At 33.5% G+C, this 20,449-nt stretch carries 18 protein-coding genes and 1 tRNA gene; 10 read left to right on the top strand and 9 right to left on the bottom strand.

Annotated elements, in window-relative coordinates:
- Positions 1-4: 4 nt before the first annotated feature.
- The 4 genes from BHE19_RS21245 to BHE19_RS21230 all read right to left on the bottom strand — a co-directional run bounded on the left by BHE19_RS21245 (position 5) and on the right by BHE19_RS21230 (position 4,401).
- A complete protein-coding gene (locus BHE19_RS21245; protein WP_083342617.1) occupies positions 5-1,750 on the bottom strand; it encodes a hypothetical protein in 1,746 nt (581 codons plus the stop codon).
- Positions 1,751-1,859: 109 nt separating this feature from the next.
- Complete coding sequence (locus tag BHE19_RS21240) at positions 1,860-2,126, bottom strand: hypothetical protein (protein ID WP_070908759.1); 267 nt, start codon at positions 2,124-2,126, stop codon at positions 1,860-1,862.
- A gap of 142 nt (positions 2,127-2,268) precedes the next feature.
- A complete protein-coding gene (locus BHE19_RS21235) occupies positions 2,269-4,035 on the bottom strand; it encodes a hypothetical protein (RefSeq protein ID WP_070908758.1) in 1,767 nt (588 codons plus the stop codon).
- 108 nt (positions 4,036-4,143) lie between these two features.
- Positions 4,144-4,401: a hypothetical protein gene (locus tag BHE19_RS21230; RefSeq protein WP_083342621.1), complete on the bottom strand. Its 258-nt coding sequence runs from the start codon at positions 4,399-4,401 to the stop codon at positions 4,144-4,146.
- 208 nt (positions 4,402-4,609) lie between these two features.
- Between BHE19_RS21230 and BHE19_RS21225 the strand changes: the two genes are divergently transcribed.
- The 4 genes from BHE19_RS21225 to BHE19_RS21210 all read left to right on the top strand — a co-directional run bounded on the left by BHE19_RS21225 (position 4,610) and on the right by BHE19_RS21210 (position 7,521).
- Positions 4,610-6,136, top strand: a complete 1,527-nt coding sequence (locus BHE19_RS21225) for an ArnT family glycosyltransferase (RefSeq protein ID WP_070908756.1) — start codon at positions 4,610-4,612, stop codon at positions 6,134-6,136.
- Complete coding sequence (locus BHE19_RS21220; protein ID WP_070908755.1) at positions 6,133-6,657, top strand: DUF4269 domain-containing protein; 525 nt, start codon at positions 6,133-6,135, stop codon at positions 6,655-6,657. Before BHE19_RS21225 ends, BHE19_RS21220 begins: the two co-directional genes overlap by 4 nt.
- Positions 6,658-6,783: 126 nt before the next feature.
- Positions 6,784-6,856: transfer RNA gene (locus BHE19_RS21215), tRNA-Met, on the top strand.
- 134 nt (positions 6,857-6,990) lie between these two features.
- Positions 6,991-7,521: an endonuclease V gene (locus BHE19_RS21210; RefSeq protein WP_083342616.1), complete on the top strand. Its 531-nt coding sequence runs from the start codon at positions 6,991-6,993 to the stop codon at positions 7,519-7,521.
- A gap of 139 nt (positions 7,522-7,660) precedes the next feature.
- Here BHE19_RS21210 and BHE19_RS21205 read toward each other — a convergent pair whose 3' ends face one another.
- The gene (locus tag BHE19_RS21205; protein WP_070908754.1) at positions 7,661-8,209 is read right to left on the bottom strand and encodes a hypothetical protein; all 549 of its coding nucleotides are present in this window, start codon (positions 8,207-8,209) and stop codon (positions 7,661-7,663) included.
- A gap of 137 nt (positions 8,210-8,346) precedes the next feature.
- Between BHE19_RS21205 and BHE19_RS21200 the strand changes: the two genes are divergently transcribed.
- From BHE19_RS21200 to BHE19_RS21190, 3 genes are all read left to right on the top strand, one after another.
- Positions 8,347-9,237 carry a winged helix-turn-helix domain-containing protein gene (locus BHE19_RS21200; RefSeq protein ID WP_070908753.1) on the top strand — a complete coding sequence of 297 codons (891 nt, stop codon included), beginning with the start codon at positions 8,347-8,349 and terminating at the stop codon, positions 9,235-9,237.
- Between the two features lie 117 nt (positions 9,238-9,354).
- Positions 9,355-9,759: a helix-turn-helix domain-containing protein gene (locus BHE19_RS21195; protein ID WP_070908752.1), complete on the top strand. Its 405-nt coding sequence runs from the start codon at positions 9,355-9,357 to the stop codon at positions 9,757-9,759.
- Between the two features lie 523 nt (positions 9,760-10,282).
- Positions 10,283-10,984, top strand: coding sequence for a hypothetical protein (locus BHE19_RS21190; protein WP_123923450.1), 702 nt, complete (start codon positions 10,283-10,285; stop codon positions 10,982-10,984).
- 185 nt (positions 10,985-11,169) lie between these two features.
- On the opposite strand, the gene BHE19_RS21185 is transcribed toward BHE19_RS21190, so the two are convergent.
- Together BHE19_RS21185 and BHE19_RS21180 are read right to left on the bottom strand one after the other, a co-directional pair.
- A complete protein-coding gene (locus BHE19_RS21185) occupies positions 11,170-13,182 on the bottom strand; it encodes a M13 family metallopeptidase (RefSeq protein WP_070908750.1) in 2,013 nt (670 codons plus the stop codon).
- 198 nt (positions 13,183-13,380) lie between these two features.
- On the bottom strand, positions 13,381-14,115 hold the full coding sequence (locus BHE19_RS21180) for a class I SAM-dependent methyltransferase (RefSeq protein ID WP_070908749.1): 735 nt from the start codon (positions 14,113-14,115) through the stop codon (positions 13,381-13,383).
- A gap of 512 nt (positions 14,116-14,627) precedes the next feature.
- On the opposite strand from BHE19_RS21180, the gene BHE19_RS21175 reads away from it, so the two are divergent.
- Complete coding sequence (locus tag BHE19_RS21175; RefSeq protein WP_070908748.1) at positions 14,628-15,725, top strand: Ppx/GppA phosphatase family protein; 1,098 nt, start codon at positions 14,628-14,630, stop codon at positions 15,723-15,725.
- A gap of 133 nt (positions 15,726-15,858) precedes the next feature.
- Here BHE19_RS21175 and BHE19_RS21170 read toward each other — a convergent pair whose 3' ends face one another.
- Entirely contained in the window at positions 15,859-17,562 is a 1,704-nt protein-coding gene (locus BHE19_RS21170) for a hypothetical protein (protein WP_070908747.1), read from the bottom strand.
- Between the two features lie 244 nt (positions 17,563-17,806).
- On the opposite strand from BHE19_RS21170, the gene BHE19_RS21165 reads away from it, so the two are divergent.
- Both BHE19_RS21165 and BHE19_RS21160 read left to right on the top strand, forming a co-directional pair.
- On the top strand, positions 17,807-18,523 hold the full coding sequence (locus BHE19_RS21165; protein WP_070908746.1) for a S24 family peptidase: 717 nt from the start codon (positions 17,807-17,809) through the stop codon (positions 18,521-18,523).
- Positions 18,524-18,646: 123 nt separating this feature from the next.
- Positions 18,647-19,195, top strand: a complete 549-nt coding sequence (locus BHE19_RS21160) for a DUF4494 domain-containing protein (RefSeq protein WP_070908745.1) — start codon at positions 18,647-18,649, stop codon at positions 19,193-19,195.
- A gap of 195 nt (positions 19,196-19,390) precedes the next feature.
- On the opposite strand, the gene BHE19_RS21155 is transcribed toward BHE19_RS21160, so the two are convergent.
- Positions 19,391-20,395, bottom strand: coding sequence for an isoaspartyl peptidase/L-asparaginase family protein (locus tag BHE19_RS21155; RefSeq protein WP_070908807.1), 1,005 nt, complete (start codon positions 20,393-20,395; stop codon positions 19,391-19,393).
- Between the last annotated feature and the right edge of the window lie 54 nt (positions 20,396-20,449).

Below are 20,449 nucleotides of genomic sequence, written 5' to 3'. Positions count from 1 at the left end.
AAAATTATTTTTCATAAAACTCCCAGTCATCTGTGAGTTTCATGATTAAATTGTAATTCTGTTCGTAATCATCATCTACCTCTTTAGGGTACTTGGTATCATGTGCTTCAATTATAAAATTCCCGTAATCCATAATAAAGTTATTAGGGTTACTAAATTTAAAACTTATTTTTCGAACCTCTAAATCGTTTCGCCCGCATGATTTCGAACTGTATAAATTGCCTTTATAAATACGAAAACAGGAGCTATATGCTAAAGCATTATTGAAATTTCGTTTATCATCATACTCTAAAGCCTTACTACTCTTATCCAGTATTTCATTTAAAACAGCCAGATTTTCAGGCTTTTTTTGTGTAGCATGAATAATTAAAGCATTAAAACCAGGAAAAGGTATCAAAACAGTATCCCTTACTACGAGACTCCCTATTTTTTCTTCGGAGGGGTAACCTTCTTTTTTCAGTAAATCGATCAGTTTACCGGTAACTTTTTCTGTTGTTTCATATAATACTTTTGGACTCTTTCGGTTTTCTAGTCCATACTCCGCCTGATCTTCGTTAAGTAAATTTGTTAATTCCTTTTTTAGATTTAAGTTCCATTTATGCTGCGCATTTTTAGAAACGGAATCGTATTTGACACTAAAACTTGTCCATTCCGGATTTTTCCGCAGACCGTTAAAAATTTTAGTATTAAAATACGACAATTCAATACCTTTTAAGGCTAATTTTTCACCCCACCAAAAGGCATTTTTATAATCTCTTGACAGTATGGCGCAACGAATAGCATTATGAATGTCTCTTGCAAATAATATGGGATATTTTTGAGCGAGTAAATTGTACTGTTCCTTCGCTTTACCGTACTGTCTGGCCAGAATATAATTCTCGGCATTCTGTGTATAAGTATAATAGTTAATTTCTTGCTTTTGAGCTTTTTCTTTCTCAATATCTGCAACCCTTTTATTGCCACTAAGTATAGGTCTACAATCCAGTTCCTGCTTTTTGATTGCTTTTCTTCGCTCATTCTTTTTTGGATCAAAAATCATAGCTCCCAGATCAAAAATCTCAGAATAAGTTTCACCTGAACCAAAAACAAGCAGTGTCTTGGATGTAACTTCCCCACTTATTTTAAAAGGAAGTCTGCTTCCGAGAATCGTTCGATAATGTGAATATTTTTTAAAATAAAAAGCGGGAAACTTGTCCAGAACTGTAAATTCATTCGTTTCTTTGTTGTTCAATTTTACTTCTATAGAATCCTTGTTTACAATTTTTCCTAAATAACAGTTTCTTAAAGTATCTGTTTTTTCGCCAAGAAATATATCGACATACTTTTTTTCTTTTTTCCCTTTTAGGAACACATTCCAACCCCAATTGTTATTCCCACTGACAAAACCTTCAATACTCAATACATTATCTTTTGGGTTATAGTCACACTTCGTCACCTCCACCTTTAAGAAACACATGGACAAATGTTCCACAAAATTAAAATTTCTATAATTCTTGCTTCGAAAGCTTACCCCATAATTAATAATTCCTTTATAATTTCGATCGTCAACAAAATATGATATACTATCCTTTAAGGCTGAAAACCAATTACTCTTACCAATCCATAAATTATATATCTCATCAGACACTTTATTTTTTTCAAAATCATCTTGATTATACGTTTTATACTTTATCTGATTTTGTCCCAATGTTGCATTGATAAAAACAATATTTATCAAAATAATTAAGGACGTTACAACTACTTTTCTCAAAATAATATTTTAGTAAATTAAACCATTTTGCACGTATCAAAACAAGCCTGAATTGCACTTTAACAACTTATAATCAATTACATACAGAATTCATTTTATCTAAAGAAAATCATGGCAATGCATAAAACTCCTCTGCGTTCTTTGTAAGAGCAGCATCACATTCACGTACATTACTTCTGTCATGAAATGTAATATTTCCTTCTCCTCCTCTATTAATATCATAACCATAATCGTATTTCTTCTTTTGATAACCAGCGTGTGGACCACAGATAGTCCCGGAATCTGTTCTTATTCCTCCTCCATCTAACACAAACAACTGTTCTCTTTTTAAAGTACAGTCTTTAAACTTGTCTAATTTCAAACTTTCCAGTTCCATAATTAATAGCATTTTAGTTTATAAATAATTGATTGATACAAGTTAATCAATTTGTAAGTATAATCTTAATCCGTTATCGGTTAATTATGTTCTATTTTAGAAGAATTCTAATGGAACAAATCTTACTATACAATCGTACATATTAATATTTCTCATAGAACTCCCAGTCATCTGTAAGTTTCATGATTAAATTGTAATTCTGTTTGTAATAATCATCTACTTCCTCTGGATATTTGGAATCGTGTGCTTCAATTACAAAATTTCCATAATCCATGATAAAACCCTTTGGGTTACTAAACATGAAACTTATTTTCCTAATTTCCAAATCATTACCTCCACATGATTTCGAATTATAAAGATTGCCTTTGTAGATACGAAGGCAAGAACCCTCTCCAAGCATATTCTTAACACGTCTCTTAACATCATATTCAAGAGCATTACTGCTTTTATCAAGGAGTTCATTTAAGATGGAAAGATTATCCGGTTTTTGTTGTAAAGCATGTATAATCAAAATATTAAAAGAAGGAAAAGGGACTAAAACAGTATCCCTTACTACAAGACTGCCAATCTTTTCTTCGGAAGGGTAACCCTCTTTTTTTAATAAATCGATCAACTTACCGCTAACCCTTTCAGTGGTTTCATGCAATATTCTTGCACTTTTTCGGTTCTCCAATCCATACTCCGCCTGATCCTCGTTAAGTAAATTTGTTAATTCCTTTTTTAGATTTAAGTTCCATTTATGCTGTGTATTTTTAGAAACGGAATCGTATTTGACACTAAAACTTTTCCATTCCGGATTTTTCCTCATAACAGCAAAAATTTTAGAATTAAAATACGGAAACTCAATACCTTTCAAAGCCAGTTTTTCACCCCACCAAAAGGCATTTTTATAATCTCTTGATAGTATGGCACAACGAATAGCATTATGAATATCTCTCGCAAATAGTACGGGATATTTTTGAGCGAGCAAATTGTACTGTTCTTTAGCTCTACCATACTGCCTGGCCAAAATAAAATTCTCCGCATTCTGCGTATAAGTATAATAGTTAATTTCTTGCTTTTGGACTTTTTCCCTCTCAATGTCAGCTATCAATTTATTAGCATGAATTAAAGGTCTGCAATCCAATTCTTCTTTTTTTAATATTTTTCTCCGATCATTCTTTTTCAGATCATTCTTTTTCAGATCAAAAATCATAGCTCCCAAGTCAAAAATCTCAGAATAAGTTTCACCTGAACCAAAAACGAGCAGTGTCTTGGATGTAACTTTCCCACTTATTTTAAAAGGAAATCTGTTTCCGAGAATCGTTCGATAATGTGAATATTTTTTAAAATAAAAAGCAGGAAACTTGTCCAGAACTGTAAATTCATTTGTTTCTTTGTTATTCAGTTTTACTTCTATAGAGTCCTTATTAACCAGTTTTCCCAAATAACGAGTATTTATCGTATCTGTTTTTTCTCCAAGAAATATATCGACATACTTTTTTTCTTTTTTACCTTTTAGGAGTACATTCCAACCCCAATCGTCATTCCCACTGACAAAACCTTCAATACTTAATACATTATCTTTTGGATTATAATCACACTTCGTCACCTCCACCTTTAAAAAACACATGGATAAATGTTCTACAAAATTAAAATTTCTATAATTCTTGCTGCGAAAGGTTACTCCATAATTGATAATCCCTTTATAATTTCGGTCATCTACAAAATAAGTCAAAGTATCTTTTACGCTTGAAAAACATCTATAATCTTTATAATTACATAAATTATAGACTTCCTCAAATACTTTATTTTTTTCAAAATTGCCTTGATTATACGTTTTATATTTTATCTGGTTTTGTCCCAACGCCACATTGATAAAAACAATATTTATTAGAATAATTAAGGGTGTTACAACTACTTTTCTCAAAATAATATTTTACTAAATTAAACCATTTTGCACGTGTCAAAACGAGCCTGAACTGTACTTTGAAGATTCAGGCTCATTCAGATATAGAATTCATTTTGCTGAAAAAAATCATGGTAATACATCAAAATCCTCTCCGGTCTTTGTAAGAACAGGATCACATGGACGCACATTACACCTGTCATGAAACGTAAGACGTCCCCCTCTCTCACTATCATAACCATAATCGAATTTTTGTAGCTTACCTCCATGCCAGTCACAAATAGTTCCTGCAGGGCTTTTAACGCCATCACCATTTAATACAAACAATTGTTCTCTTTTTAAAGCTCTGTCTTTAAACTTGTCTAATTTCAAACTTTCCAGTTCCATAATTAATAGCATTTTAGTTTATAAATAATTGATTGATGCAAGCTAATCAATTTGTAAGTATAATCTTAACCTATTATCGGTTAATTATGTTCTTTTTTAGAAGAATTCCAATGGAACAAATCTTACCACAAAACCAAAAATAAACTTATATTAGCTTTAATTTTAAACTATTACAGAACACGACTGCTCATAAAAACCAAAAACCACCATGACCAAAAAAACTGCCATTCTACTCGGTTTTATCGCTTTAAAATTTATACAGCAATACCTTTTAATAAGCCCCGAATATGATTTGCAGCGCGACGAATACCTGCATCTGGATCAGGCGCATCATTTGGCATGGGGATATTTATCGGTCCCTCCGGTTACTTCATGGATTTCTTACCTTATACTTTTACTTGGAAATTCCGTTTTCTGGGTAAAGTTTTTCCCAGCCCTTTTTGGAGTTTTAACGCTCTTGATGGTTTGGAAAACTATTGAGGCTTTAAAAGGAAATCTATACGCCTTGATTTTAGGCGCCACCTGCATTACGTTCTCGACCTTGTTACGAATCAATATCTTGTACCAGCCCAACTCCTTAGACATCTTATGCTGGACTTCTTTTTATTATGTGATTGTTCAGTACATGACCACCGAAAATAAAAAATGGTTTTACATTGGCGCTGTTGTCTTTGCTTTTGGTTTTCTGAACAAATACAACATTCTTTTTCTAATCATTGGGCTCCTGCCTTCTCTTCTCCTATCCAGTCAAAGGAAGATATTTACAGAAAAAAAACTCTATTGGGGTCTCCTTTTAGGGCTAGTTCTGATTTTACCAAATATTTTATGGCAATACAACAATCATTTCCCAATTGTACATCACATGAAAGAATTGGCCGAAACGCAGCTCGTTAATGTAGATCGAATGGAATTTTTAAAAAAGCAAATGTTATTTTTTATCGGTTCGCTCTTTGTTATTCTTTCCGCTTTATATGCATTGTTGTTTTACAAACCATTCGAAAAATACCGATTCTTTTTTGCTTCGATGGTTTTTACACTGGCAGTGTTTCTGTATTTCAAAGCCAAAGCTTATTATGCCATCGGTTTGTACCCTGTCTATATTGCTTTTGGAGCTGTTTTTCTTTCTCAGGTACTGCAAACAGGGTGGAAACGTTATCTAAAACCTATTTTCATCATCCTTCCATTATTGTTTTTTATTCCCATGTACAACTTAGCCTTTCCTAATAAAAGTCCGGAATACATCGTAAAAAATCCGGAGGCCTATAAAAAACTGGGAATGCTGCGTTGGGAAGATGGAAAAGACCACGAACTGCCACAGGATTTTGCCGATATGCTGGGCTGGAAAGAACTCGCCCGAAAAACAGATTCTGTTTATGCCCTAATTCCAAATCCTAAAACAACTCTGGTACTCTGTGATAATTACGGACAAGCAGGAGCCATAAACTATTACTCTAAAAAAGGAATCAAAGCGGTGTCCTTCAATGCCGATTATCTCAATTGGTTTGTTCTTGATGTACCCTACAAAAATGTCATCAGAGTTAAAAACTCTTGGGAAAGAACTGCTGAACTTGAGGAAACCAGTCCTTTCTTTCAATCTTCCCGTATTGCAGGTGAGATCACCAACAAATATGCAAGAGAATACGGAGCTACCATTTTTGTTTTTATCAATGCCAAAATCGACATCAACAAAAGACTCAAAGATGAAATTAAAGAAGAAAAGAACTATAGTAAATGATCGATTTTACCACTATTGATTATCTAAAAAATGGAAATAACAGACAAATTCAGGCTTATGAAATCCTGACTCAGTATCATATTTTGTCTGATATTGCCGAATTTGAACCTATTTTAGCAGGCACCATCCCCATTGCGATCGATATCGAAAGTAGTGATCTGGACATCATTTGTTACTGGAAAAACAAAACTAAATTTATCGAAAAACTCCATGTTGCTTTTGGAAGCGAAAACAATTATACCATTCGGGAAACAATAATTGATAACAGAGAATCGATTATTGCAAGTTTTAGAATAGGCCCTTTTGAATTTGAAATTTTCGGGCAGAACATTCCAACTCAACAACAGAATGCCTATCTACACATGCTCATAGAACATGAAATTCTGCAATCGAAAGACGAAACTTTCCGATCTGAGATCATCAAACTGAAACAAAAGGGTTACAAAACCGAGCCTGCTTTTGCTTTTTTATTAGGTCTAAATGGAGATCCATATGCTGAATTACTGAAATATAAAATTTAAACTTTTCCAAACAAAACATAACTAATTACAAACCAATAATTTACACCAAAAACCAAGATATTTAAAAATATTTTCATTTTTTGCTTGCATAACCGTATTTACTGTGTATCTTTGCACCCGAAACATCGCGGGATAGAGCAGTAGGCAGCTCGTCGGGCTCATAACCCGAAGGTCACAGGTTCGAGTCCTGTTCCCGCTACTAAGACAAAGCTTCAGAGAAATCTGAAGCTTTTTTTATTTTAACTACACTTAAAGCCTTCTTTGTGAACATTTAGTTGTGTTCACGAGCGAAACATTCGCACCAGCGGAGGATACAATAAAACCAATAGAATTATGATAGAAAATTTTGTGCTTTTAGCATTTGACACTTATTATTTTAACGGAAAGGCTAAAACCGTTTGTATTGAATTCAATCAATGGAATCAAGACAAAGATTATAAAGTACATTCAGAAATAATTGATAACATCGAAGACTATATCCCAGGAGAATTTTATCGAAGAGAATTACCTTGTATCTTAAGTCTTTTAGAAAAGATGGATCTGAAAAATATTGACGCTATTATTGTCGATGGGTATATTTATCTGGATGATGATAAAAAATATGGTTTAGGGGGCTATCTGTACGAAAAATTAAATCAGAGAATTCCAATAATTGGTGTTGCCAAAACTAACTTTGCCTCACTAAATAAAGACAAAAAAAGCTTGTTTAGAGGCGATAGTAAAAAACCTCTTTTTATTACTTCAATCGGTATTGATTTGGACGATGCATTTACAAAAGTCGAAAGTATGGCGGGAGAATTTAGATTCCCTACCTTATTAAAAGAATTAGACAGACTTACAAAAGAAATACAAACAACTCTATAAAAATCACTTATAAGCAGGCTAGTTATTTGAATGCTTCTAAGTACTAAGACAAAAGCTTCAGAGTTCTCTGAAGCTTTTATTTCTCAAATTGACACTCGCAACAAAGCGTAAATTTTGAATATATTTCCTAATTAATTTACTAGCAACCGTCTTTAGGAATTACACGTTTATAAATTACCTTACCATCTCGTTCTACATAATCACCCGATAGTATTGGGTAGGAATACTTGGGAGAATGCGATACGCTATGGCTTTTTATAATTATTCTGTCGTTAACTTTTAGACCATGTAATTGCCAAAATCCATCGTCATTAAAGTTTTCTGGCCCAAAACTAAGTATATAATCATCCCCTTTAATCCTTACCATTATCCCGAAACCTAATTTTGAGTCCGGTGGAAGAGAAAGTGAGGTTATAATTCCATCCATGTTGGTAAAATCACTAATGGACTTCCTTATTCTAGCTTCGCTGGCATACACTTTTTTACCTGCCGGAGACTCTTCCCATTTTTTGTACACAATACCATCCGGCGTAGTCTTCCATTTCTTCAATTTGACTTCCCTCTCAGCAATAGAGATTGGTTTTTGAGTTAATTTTTTAGGAGTTTCAGTTTTGATTTCACGATTCGCAAATACCAGTCCGCTTACCGCAACCAGCGATAAGATCAGCGCATAAATGATTTTTTTCATGTTCTTTTCGGTTTAATTAATAACATACTTATATCTCTCTTTAAAGTTTATACGGCAAAATTACTTTGACATTTTTCGGTTTAATAGATTTGAATTGTAAATAAAAATGTAAACTTTGTAAATAAAACATTGACAATATGCTTAATAGCCAAAAACTTCTTTATGGAAAACGTAGATACCTGTTTACACTAATAGTATTCTTGTCTATCTCTGTAATCTGTGTGGCTTTGGATATGGGAGATAGTAATGATTTTGATATTTCCAGAAGAGAAGTTTTACTCCGCAAAATTGGACATGAACTACTTTTACAGTCGGGTGACAGTACATCAAGGGTACTTCCTGTAAAAAAGATTTCCGAAAATGAATATCAAATCAATTTTGAGAATGACTTTACTTTTCAGCCAGATTCTCTACTAAATATTACCAGCCGTTTTTTGGACAAAGCTCCCGGCGCAAGTAATTATATTGTTAATGTTCTTAATTGTGACAATGGCAGCGTAACTTATGGATACGCTATCTCAAAAAATAAGAAAGATGATATTGTAGCTTGTATCGGAAGAAAACAGCCCAAAACATGTTACAGGATTAATATTAAATTTAAACCAACGGGCATTATTACAGCAAAAAACGAATATCTTCTTGGGGGACTTTCATTTTTAGCATTTGTTGGATTTATTTTTTTGAAATCAGTTAAACCACAAAAACATCTACCCGAAAGTCAGCACACTACTATATTTACTTTGGGCTCAGTATTGTTCAATGCAAACGATCGTAAGCTTATCATGAATGAAAAGACAATAGACCTGACTGTTACGGAAACCCGTGTATTGCTCATTTTTGCATTGTCTCCCAACAAGACCATAGAGAGAAGCCGACTGCAAAAAGAGATATGGGAAGATGAAGGCGTTATTGTGGGCCGTAGTCTGGATATGTTTATATCAAAACTTAGAAAAAAACTGGAAAATGATCCGAACATCAAAATAGTTGTTGTACGCGGCAAAGGATATAAACTTGATATTCTCTCCTAATTTGAGTATAATATCTGACAAAAAACACATTTCTATGAGATGTTTTTTTATCTTTGAAATCAAGGCTTTTAGTCCGGATAACTTTATCTTTGAACCTTCAGAAAAATAATATTCATTATGGAACAGAAAATTCATCAGGGAAGAAACGTAAAACGTTTTAGAGAAATGCTTGGTATCAAACAGGAAGCACTTGCTTATGATCTGGGAGAAGACTGGAACCAGAAGAAAATTTCAATGCTGGAGCAGAAAGATGTTATTGAGGATAACCTCTTGAAGCAAATCTCAAACTCATTAAGAATTCCTGTTGAAGCCTTTCAGAATTTTGATGAGGAACAGGCAATAAATTTTATATCTAATACTTTTAATGATCAATCTAACGGATACAATTATTATCCAACTTTTAATGTAAACCCAATAGAAAAATGGTTAGAAGCTTTGGAAGAAATTAAGAGGTTAAATTTAGAACTTTTGAAAGCAAAAGATGAGCAGATTAAGGTTTTAGAGAAATTAATCAATAAGTAATTTCAAAACTATTTTCTCAATTCAATTCTGAAATCTGTAAGCATAAACTTCACTCCTTCAAATAAATACATTCAAAGATATCTCGAAAAAAGTCAGAGACTTTTGAGGTGTTTTGCATTTAAAATTATAAAAAATTACGCAAAGTCAGAGACATTTGCGTAGCTTTTCATGAGGAACACTTACGGAGCGGAGTTAAATCTGGAACTTTTGAAAGCCAAAGATGAGCAGATTAAGGCTTTAGAAAAATTAATCAATAAATAATTCCGGAATAAATCATTTATAAAAAATATCAAAATAAAGCTTCAGGGGAAATCTGAAGCTTTTTTCGTTTATGCTAGTGCGAAGTCAAGAAACATTCGCCAATATTTCAAAAGAACTCTTCGGAGAGGGGTGTCGCCTTATAGCTCGTTCATCTTTCTTGGAAAATCCTCCTAACATCAGAATTTCTTATTACATTTATCATTGAAATTCCTCTACGAAGCAAAGCTTCAGAATGTTAGCTGTCATTTTAAAGATACTATCTATGAAACAACTTGACTTTATAATTAAAATTTTGCCTTTAGTAAGTTTATTCATTTTTTTGTGCAGCGCTATAAAATTATTTGTCTTTTATAGCTTTTTTGATATTCAAATTGCTAACTATCTTGAAGTTCAAGAATATATTCCTTTGTTTATCAGTAATGCTGTGGGTTATTTAATAATTTTTAGTGCATGTTATACTTTGTATTTTTTTCAAAGAAAAAAGATTAATAGTCGTATCGAAATTTTAGAATCAGTAAAGCATATTTTTTCATTTGAAAGAAAGACCTATATATCAATTTTCTTTATCTCAATCTTACTTCTAGCCTTTTATGTTTTTATAGAAATTAAATCCAATTTCTATCTATACTCTATGTTAATCGTTTTGCTCTATTCATTTTATAGTTATTCAACATATTCTAAATCATTATTTTCTTTGTTCCCTATTATTTTGGTAACAGGATTAATATCCTTTACAATACTAGATGGAGCGAGAGAGGCCCTCAAAATAATTAATGATGGGAATCTTTTAGAATATACATTTCATTTCAAAAACAAAAAAATACAAACTGACCATAATTTGAAATACTTAGGAAGATCTAAAAACTATATTTTCTTTTATCAAAGAACGAATAAAAAGTCAACTGTATTGTCCATAGATGATCTAATAGAAACAGATATAACAACAACTAACAGTCACTACTAACGATTTGAGTATTTAGTAAAATTTTCGTTTTTTAATTCATATTTTCATTACAACAAAAATACTCAGTTTCATAACCTGCAAACCTCTTGTAACACCATTATGTTATAAGTAACAAAAAAAACTGCGCAAAGTTCACAAGAACATTTGCGCAGCTTTTTATAAAAATACTTCAGAAAACAAGAATACTACCAAATTGTTATTCTGTCTTTCTTCGGTAAAAACATTTTATCTTTAGGCTGTACATTGAATGCTTCGTAAAAAGGTGTCGTATTCATTAAAGTACCATTCACACGCCAAATTGGTGGAGAATGAGGATTGTTGTTGATCCACAAACGCAGGAACTCGTCTTTCATTTTTACTCTCCATATTTTGGCTAACGAAATAAAGAAACGCTGGTCTGGAGTAAAACCGTCTATTTTTGTATTTCCTTTTCCTTGTTCGGTCATTTTAAAAGCATCATAGGCAACTGCTAATCCGGCAATATCTGCCGTATTTTCGCCAACTGTCATGGCACCATTAACGTGCAGATCACCCAAAACAGTATAGGTGCTGTACAAATTGATCACCTGTTGTATTCTTGACTTGAACTGTGCATAATCCTCTTTTGTCCACCAGTTTTTCAGGTTACCATCCTTGTCATATTGAGCACCCTGATCGTCAAAAGTATGGGTTATTTCGTGACCAATCACCATCCCGATACCTCCATAGTTAAGGGCATCATCTGCATTATTATCAAAATAAGGCGCTTGTAAAATACCTGCAGGAAAAACAATTTCGTTTGCAGTAGGGTTATTATAGGCCGTAACAGTTGGAACTGTAGTATACCATTCTGATCTATCAACCGGTTTACCCAATTTTGCCAATTGAAATTGATAGGCAGCTGTACTTGCCGAAACCATATTCTCAAAATAAGCATCTCTGGCAATATGCACCTTGCTATAGTCTCTCCATTTATCCGGATAACCTATTTTCTTAGTCATGGCAGCCAATTTTTCTTTCGCTTTTTGCTTCGTAACCGGACTCATCCATTCCAATTTATCAATTCTTATGGCATAGGCTTTTTGCAAATTATTCACGAGGATCAACATCCGTTTTTTAGCCTCTTCCGAAAAATATTTCTTTACATACAATTCACCCAACGCATCGCCTAAGTAAGCGTCAAGAACACTCGCCATTTTTTCGCCACGTGATTTTTGAACCGCCTGACCAGAAAGCACTTTGGTATATTCAAATGAAGCATCTACAAAAGGTTTACTTAAATCATCGGCATATCTTTCTAAAGAATTTGCTTTCAGGTAAATTTTCCAATTATTAATAGGGATGGTTTTTAAAAGCTTATTAAGAGCATCATAATAGGCAGGTTGACCTACATTAATAAAATCGGTTTTAGCCCCTAAATTATTTAAAAAAGTAGTCCAGTTTATGTTGGGATGTATTTTTACAAGATCTGCCACTGCCGTTTTATTGTAATTGGCCTGCACATCGCGAAGTTCAACTTTTGTTTTATGCGCAACCGCAAGTTGTTTGTCGATATCATAAACCAAATCAGCATTCTTTTTGGCCTCATCAGCATTGCTGCCTGTTTGTTGAAATAATGTAGTTAGGTATTTTTTGTACGATTCCTGTATGGCAACAGTTGGTGCATCTGATTTGAAATAATAATCTCTGTCTGGCAAACCAATACCCGTTTGATAGATTTGAGCAATGTTCATACTGCTGTTTTTATCATCAGTTGACACTCCAAAAGCTATAATAGAAGAATTGCCTACTTTTACTTCATTCACTACAAAGTTCATTAAAGACGGTAAATCGCTAATGGCTTCAATTTTAGCAAGCAGGGGTTTGATAGGCGTATAACCGCGTTTGTCAATGGTTACCGTATCCATACCTGACGCATAAAAATCTCCTACTTTTTGCGCTATACTTCCTGCTGAATTCTTGCTTTTTGAAATACTGTCCAATATTCCCTGCAGACGCATTCGCTGTGGATAATTCATAAACATATAAACACCAACTCCGGCTTGAGATTTTGGTATTGATACTGAATCATACCATTTGCCATTTACATATTTAAAAAAGTCATCTCCGGGCCGCAATGTGGAATCTATTCCAGTGATCGCAATATTTTTTTCCCCTTGATGTTTGGAACACGCTGTAAAAGCTAAGAACGCAACGAAAAGCGCTAATGATTTTTTCATAATCTAAATAATTTCTATTAAAATGAACTGAAAAACGTTTGAATGCAGGTATTCTAAAATGTATAGGACTGGCATATTTAATTTTAGCAGAACAATATACGAATTCAGTTTTTAATTCTAAAGTTCTTATTCGAATTACTACTTAAAAAAAGATCAGAATTATAAGTCGCTCTTTATCGTTACTATAGAATCATTCGTTTATGATTTACCGGCAGCAATCATAATAAAAATGGGCCTTCTTAATTCGTCTGTCATTTCCGGATATTTTTCAATGATTTCCTCTGACGGCTTAGGCTCGGATATTTGTGTGATGTTAAAACCTGAATTAACGACCGCATTTAGAATACTTGCTACAGTTCGATGATATTTCACTACTTTATGACCTAAGAAATTGGTTTGCCGCACTCCTTCGTTCTGGTAATGGTCAACTGGCCAATGCAGTCGGTTTTCATTTTCATCTTTATACCAATCTTGCTCCGCTTTTGCTGTAAAAACGGGATGTTCCATAGAGAAAACGAAGCTCCCTCCTCTCTTTAAATATTGATTTATTTTAGAGAAAAGGGCCTCTAAATCTTGTATGTAATGAAACGTAAGCGAACTGAAAATAATATCAAACTGCTCGTTTTCAAATTCAATATCTTCAATTGGCTTTTGATCATATTCTATTGATAGTCCTTTCGAATTTTCCTTTGCTTTATCAATCATTTTTTTTGACAAATCAACTCCAATTACATTCTCTGCTCCTTGTTCTTTTGCATAAATACAATGCCAGCCGTAACCGCAACCCAGATCCAGAACATTTTTGCTCCGAAAATCAGGCAGCATATTTTTTAAAACATGCCACTCTCCTGCTGCGTTTAGACCTTCTATCGAACGTGGCATTTTACCATAGTTCTCAAAAAAATCAATATCATCGTAAATATTTTGTTTCATCTCTTACTCTTTTTTATTAAACCTAAATAATACAACAACGAATATCTTATCTCTATCAATCTCATCATTTTGTACTAAAAGCGGAATACACAAAAGTACAAAACTTAAGAAAATTATGTATACCCGCTCAAAATGCCCACACCGCTTAACAATTAAATAATATGTTTTCTTAATAACTGGGTTTGTATTCGTAATTGTTTTTATAAATTTGCGTCCTAAAATATTTAGTAGTTTTTTAGCTCGCTGTATTTCAGGCCTGATAAACAATTACCCATTAATTTAGTCATTTACACATTAAACAATTATGAAGTCCTTTTTACTTTTTAAAGTGATTCCAAAAACCTCTTAATCACTCTTAAAAATTCATTTTTCGGTTTTTCTTTTTATATCAAAAACCGTTATTCACAACTTAACTCATTAATTTCCAAACAACAACAACAACAACAACAACAACAACAACAACCTACAGTCTTTATCAACAATAAATTATATTACAATCATAACTAAATACAATGCTTAAAAAACACAGCCCCAAAGTTCTAATTTTCATACTTTTCAGTTTATTTTTCTCCATTAGTTCTCTCGCTCAAAAAAATATTTACGCCGGAATTGAAATCGGCCGCAGAACGATAAAAGTTTCTGTTCTCGATGTAAGCAATATTAAAAAAGCAGATTACAAAATTATCTATTATTCGAATGACGAAGGTCTGAGTTTCGCCAAACATATCACTGCTACTGGTGAACTTACTCAGGAAGATATCAATAAAGCCGGTCTAATTGTTTTTACCCAATTGACCAAAATAAGAGCACAATTTAAGATTCCGGAAGAAAACATCTTTTTAGTAGCTTCTTCTGTTTTTGGATCTGCACGTAATGTTGATGCTTTAAAAAATAAGATCAGTACGCTAACCAACAAAGAGCTTGATATTATCAATGTTGATGAGGAAGCCAAAATACTGGTTAAAGGTTCTATACCACCTGTTGATTACGCTAACGCTCTGCATCTTGATATTGGTGCTGCAAGTACTAAAGGTGGATACATTGACGAACTTCAGGATGGTAAATTAGAGTTTATTCCTTTAGAACTTGATTTTGGTACGATGTCACTTACTGATGCCGTAAAAAAAACGGTCGCAAACCAAAGCCAGGCCAGCGATATGACTGTATATCAGGAAAAATCTTTTGATTTTAATCCGATTGTTCGTAAAAAGATAAAGGATATGCTTGATGCAAATCCGCTTTTATTAAAAAAGGAAAAAATCTATCTGTCCGGTGGAGCTGTATGGGCTTTTACAACATTGTATTACAATGAAAATACGAAAGACCATTATCTGCCAATAAAACTGGAAGATGTTATCGATTATGATGCGATTTTAAAGAATAATTTCAATAAGTTTAACACTCTTGCCAAAACCAACACCGAAGCTGCAAGAGTATTAAACATATACGATCAGAAATACCTTATTTCGGCAAATAACATACTACAAGCCTGCGTAGAGAGTATTCCTAATTTGGAGAAGAAAAAAATATATTTTGTAAAAGAAGGCCCAATAACCTGGTTGATCTCTTACATTGCAGATCGTTCTAAAAAGGTAAATACCAATTTTTAAGAACCTCATCATCAAGACAAAGCTTCAGAGAAATCTGAAGCTTTTTTTATATTTCATAAACAAAAAAATTGCACCAGGTCAAAAAGACTTTGTGCAATTTTAAATCGAACTCTTTAGCGAGTTCAGTAATCAACTAAAAATATCTTGATTTCTTAAAATCTAACTTTCCGGCTTCTTTCGCAAGCTGATCTTTTGCATGTTTTAAAAATAAAATGCACCTGTTTTCGATCAATTTATCATAATCGTTATTGCTATCTTGTGCCACTTTATTTATAGATACTACAGCTGTTTCAAACAGATATTCCATAATCTTAGTTTCTTTTTCATTTTCATGATCAAAAGGAAGCTCGATCTCCTGAATGTATTTTAATAATGAAAACAAACTGTTCATCGATAATTTATCTGAAAGATATCCCAAATGCAAATAGATGAATCCTAAACTAATTTTCTCAATCACTTTTCTAAAAAGTACCTTTTTAACGGTAACATGACTATCACTCAAAAAATACTCTGCATCATCAAAAAGCTGTTTTGCCGTTAAAACTTTTTCTTTCTCATATTTTTCTTTGAATTCAGATTCCCAAGGAAGATATTTTTTAAGGTAAACAGAATAATAAGGAGCATTGTAAATTAAGAGTCCATACGCTTTAACATAATTGAAAAAATACTTCTGGCATGTCTTTTTCTTACGGATCAATCCTGCCGAATGGCTAAGAATGGTTACCTGATACCTGCCTTCAGATTTTTCCAAAATAAGCTCCTCCATTGGGGCGATTTCATATTGAGTTTGATCCAGATTGATAATCAGCAAATAAAAATGATACCCGGGAAGTTTATCAGAATAATTTTTGGGCTTACTTTCCTGATCGTGAAGTATGGTATAACCAAAACAGTAGACACATCTTATGTTTGAATTAGTTACCATCAAATCATTAATACTTCTTAAAGCATCATCTACAAAATAATTGGATGGAATCTTTTCATTAAAAATATACTTTCCGGTACATTTCTGTCTGCTCAATTTCTGCATCTTTTCCTTGCATAATGCTTTATACTCCAAAAACAATCTGTTCAATTCTTTCTGCATTAACTCCACTTTTGTTTTTGCCTTAATCATAAGCTCCGGATCTATGTCACCCATCTCTGTATTTTGCATGGCGCAGGAATAAGCCTTATTAAGCAGTGCAACTATTTCATTATGAAGTGCTGTATTCTTATTGAGTATTCTTTTAAATGAAGGCGCATATTTGATGATGTAATCATATTGCTGAAACAAACAAGTATTACTAATAAATACAGCAGTGAAAAATTCTGAGGCACAGATATAAATATACCTTAAGGTCTGATACAAGGCAAATACGGCTTCTTCATTTTTATTTTTTCCGCTGTAAACCGACACATTTCTAAAAGATACCACTGCAGCTTCCATATCAAGAGAGAATCTTTTTTTTGCTTTTTTAAGCAGCTTTTTAGAGGTATCTTCCCGAGGGTAAAAAACTTTAGCTCCCGGTTCAAAATAAATTAATTCTTTTAAGGTACAATGCTGAACAAAGTAAGGTTTTCCATTTTTAAAACCCTTTTTAGCACAGTCAGAATCCATAAATTTAAAAATAAACTCGGGGTAGATACTTATTACTTTCTCCTGTATCTCCTCCAAAATCTCCTCATCCTTATCGGTCTCTTTTTTTAGAATAAAAGTGATGACTGTTACTTTATTGCTTTTATTAAAAGACAGATAAACGGCTTCTGCCTCAACAAACGGAAGCAGATTTATAATGGCCTTTTCTAATCGTTCCTTATACGGGTTTTTCGGATCTACTCTGAGTATATAATTCATCTTTTATTCTTTTTATGTTAAACCTCATCGACCTATCTTTCATTTTATAACTTAAAGAACGCCTGAGAATAATAGCTTTATTTTTCTTCTGAAATTTTGACTACCTTTCCCTTTAGTAGTGCATTTTGTGTTTTTTTTCGTACGTTTGCTCAAAACATCATTTTTGTGCTTTTTTACTTACAAATATATAGATTTTATCCTATAAATAGCAATAAAAATATGTTATAATCTAAAAATAATTGCAATGATCGTAAACAGAATCTTACAAATTATTGAGTATAAAGGAATTAATAGAAGAAAATTTTATATCGAAACGGGGCTTTCTAACGGCTTTTTAGATAAAGTTAAAGATGTTGGTGCCTCAAAAATAGAACAGATACTTCGCATTTATCCTGAAATTAATCCGGAGTGGCTCCTGACAGGAAAAGGTCATATGCTTGAAAATGCTGCCTTTTTCGAGTATGAATGGGGAATTAAAATGAGTGAAATTGAAGAACCTTCTACTGTTTACGAAGTCACCACTACAAAAACACTAAAGAAGCAGTTTGTACCGGTCTATGATGTTGAAACTGTTGACGGAATGGTTTCCCTGTTTAAAGAATCTGAAGGAAAACCAATTGATTATGTCTCTGTTCCAAACTTGCCTAAATGCGATGGCGCTATTTATGTAAGTGGAGATCGCATGTATCCTTTTTTAAAAAGCGGTGATCTTATCATTTATAAAAAAATGCGCAACAGGATCGAACATATTATTTGGGGAGAAATGTATTTGATTTCCGTAGTAACCGATGAACCGGAAGAATTTCTCCTGATCCGATGGATACAAAAATCAGACAAAGGAGAAGATTGGATTAAACTAGTCAGTGAAAACAGTCGATACGAATCGAAGGATGTTCTCCTTAAAAATGTTGAAGGATTAGCTTTAATAAAAGCAACAATTCGGATCAATTCCAACTTTTAAGATTAAGTACTAACAATCAAAAACTTAACTAAAATCTCCTAAAATTGTGAATATCTATTTCACAATTTTAGGAGATTTTTTTTTGGTAAAATCTATCTTTGGCATCCTTAAAAAATAATAAAGATGAGCGCAACTTGGTACGAATGCAAGGTAAAATATAGAAAAACGGACGAAACCGGAGGGCAAAAAGTTTTAACAGAGCCTTATTTGGTAGATGCTTTGTCTTATACAGAAGCTGAAAGAAGAATTAATGAAGAGATGTCGGCTTATATCAGTGAAGAATTTAAAATCACCAATATAAAAGTGGCCAATTACGCCGAAATTCACCCTTTTGAAAATACAGACCGTTGGTTTAAATCTAAAGTCTCTTTGCTGGCTTATGATGAAGAAAGCGGTAAAGAAAGAAAGTCAAATATGTACATGTTGGTTCAGGCCAATGATGTAAGAGAGGCTTACGACAACACACTGCATGTAATGCAAAGCACTATGGGAGAATATTCTATCCCGGCCGTTTCTGAATCGCCTATTATGGATGTTTTTCCTTATTTCAGTGGTGAAGAAGGAGAAGCGGAACAATTGGAAAGATTCAATAGACTAAAAGCATCTAAACCTGTACAGGCAGCCGCAGAAGTTATTGATCATATGGAATTTGAAACTGCATTAGAGGAATAGACTCAAAAGAGCCGCAAATAGTGTACACGGATGAGACGGATTCGCTAAAGCGAAAACGCGGATTTAGATGGATTTCTTTTTTTTAGATTTCTCTTTAAAATTATAAAAACTAAAAAAGCTTCGGAATTCTCCGAAGCTTTTGCTTTTTATGTTAAAGATAATCTGTCTCTTACTTTTATATACAAAGCTGTTATCCTACTTCAGAAAAAAATCGGCATCGATTAAACGATTTCCGGTGTCGTCATAAACGGCATAGTTAAAACCTCCCTGAATGCAATAGGAACCGTATTCTCCGGCTTTGTTCAGGGCGATAAAACCTACCTGAATGTCTTTTAAGTCTTTGTTTCTGTTCTTTGTTAATTTCACAATTCGTGCAACGGCTTCTTCGCAGGCTTTTTGAGGAGATTTACCTTGTCGCATCAATTCAACCACAAGATGACAGCCCGAAATCCTGATGACTTCTTCACCATGTCCGGTAGCAGTCGCGGCTCCTATTTCATTGTCGACATATAAACCGGCTCCGATAATTGGGGAATCGCCAACACGTCCGTGCATTTTAAATGCCATTCCACTTGTGGTACAGGCTCCGGAAAGATTACCGTTGGCATCCAAAGCGATCATTCCAATCGTATCGTGGTTCTCGATATTGGCAATGGGTTTGTATTTACTGTCTTTGAGCCACTCTTTCCATTCTTTTTCAGATTCTTCTGTCAGCAGGTTTTCTTTTTTAAAACCTTGTGCTACTGCAAATTGTAGAGCTCCATCGCCTACCAGCATCACATGAGGTGTTTTTTCCATGACTGCTCTTGCAACCGATATGGGATGTTTGATATATTCTAAAGCAGCCACCGATCCTATATTGGCATTTTCGTCCATAATACAGGCATCTAACGTTACACGCCCATCTCTGTCCGGACGTCCGCCGTAGCCTACACTTCTTTCTTTAGGGTCGCCTTCGGGAATTTTAACTCCTGCTTCGACAGCATCTAAAGCGGTTCCTTTACTTTTTAGAACTTCCCAGGCGGCTTCATTGGCCTGAATTCCAAATCTCCAGGTAGAAAGCACAATGGGCTTTTTTCCTTTTTTAGAAACTATGTTTTTTTCTTCTTCTTCCGAATTGGATTGAAAAGACTGCAAGGCAACAGCAACTGAAGCTATAGCTGCCGTCTTTATAAAATTTCTGCGATTTGAATTTGTCATATCTAATATTTTATGGGCCACTGATCCTTTTTTTTTGCCACAGATTAGAGGATT

Origin of the sequence: Flavobacterium tructae (assembly GCF_001853485.1) — a bacterium.
In the GTDB taxonomy this organism is placed as follows: Bacteria; Bacteroidota; Bacteroidia; order Flavobacteriales; family Flavobacteriaceae; genus Flavobacterium; species Flavobacterium tructae.
This window is presented reverse-complemented; position numbering and strand designations above follow the sequence as displayed.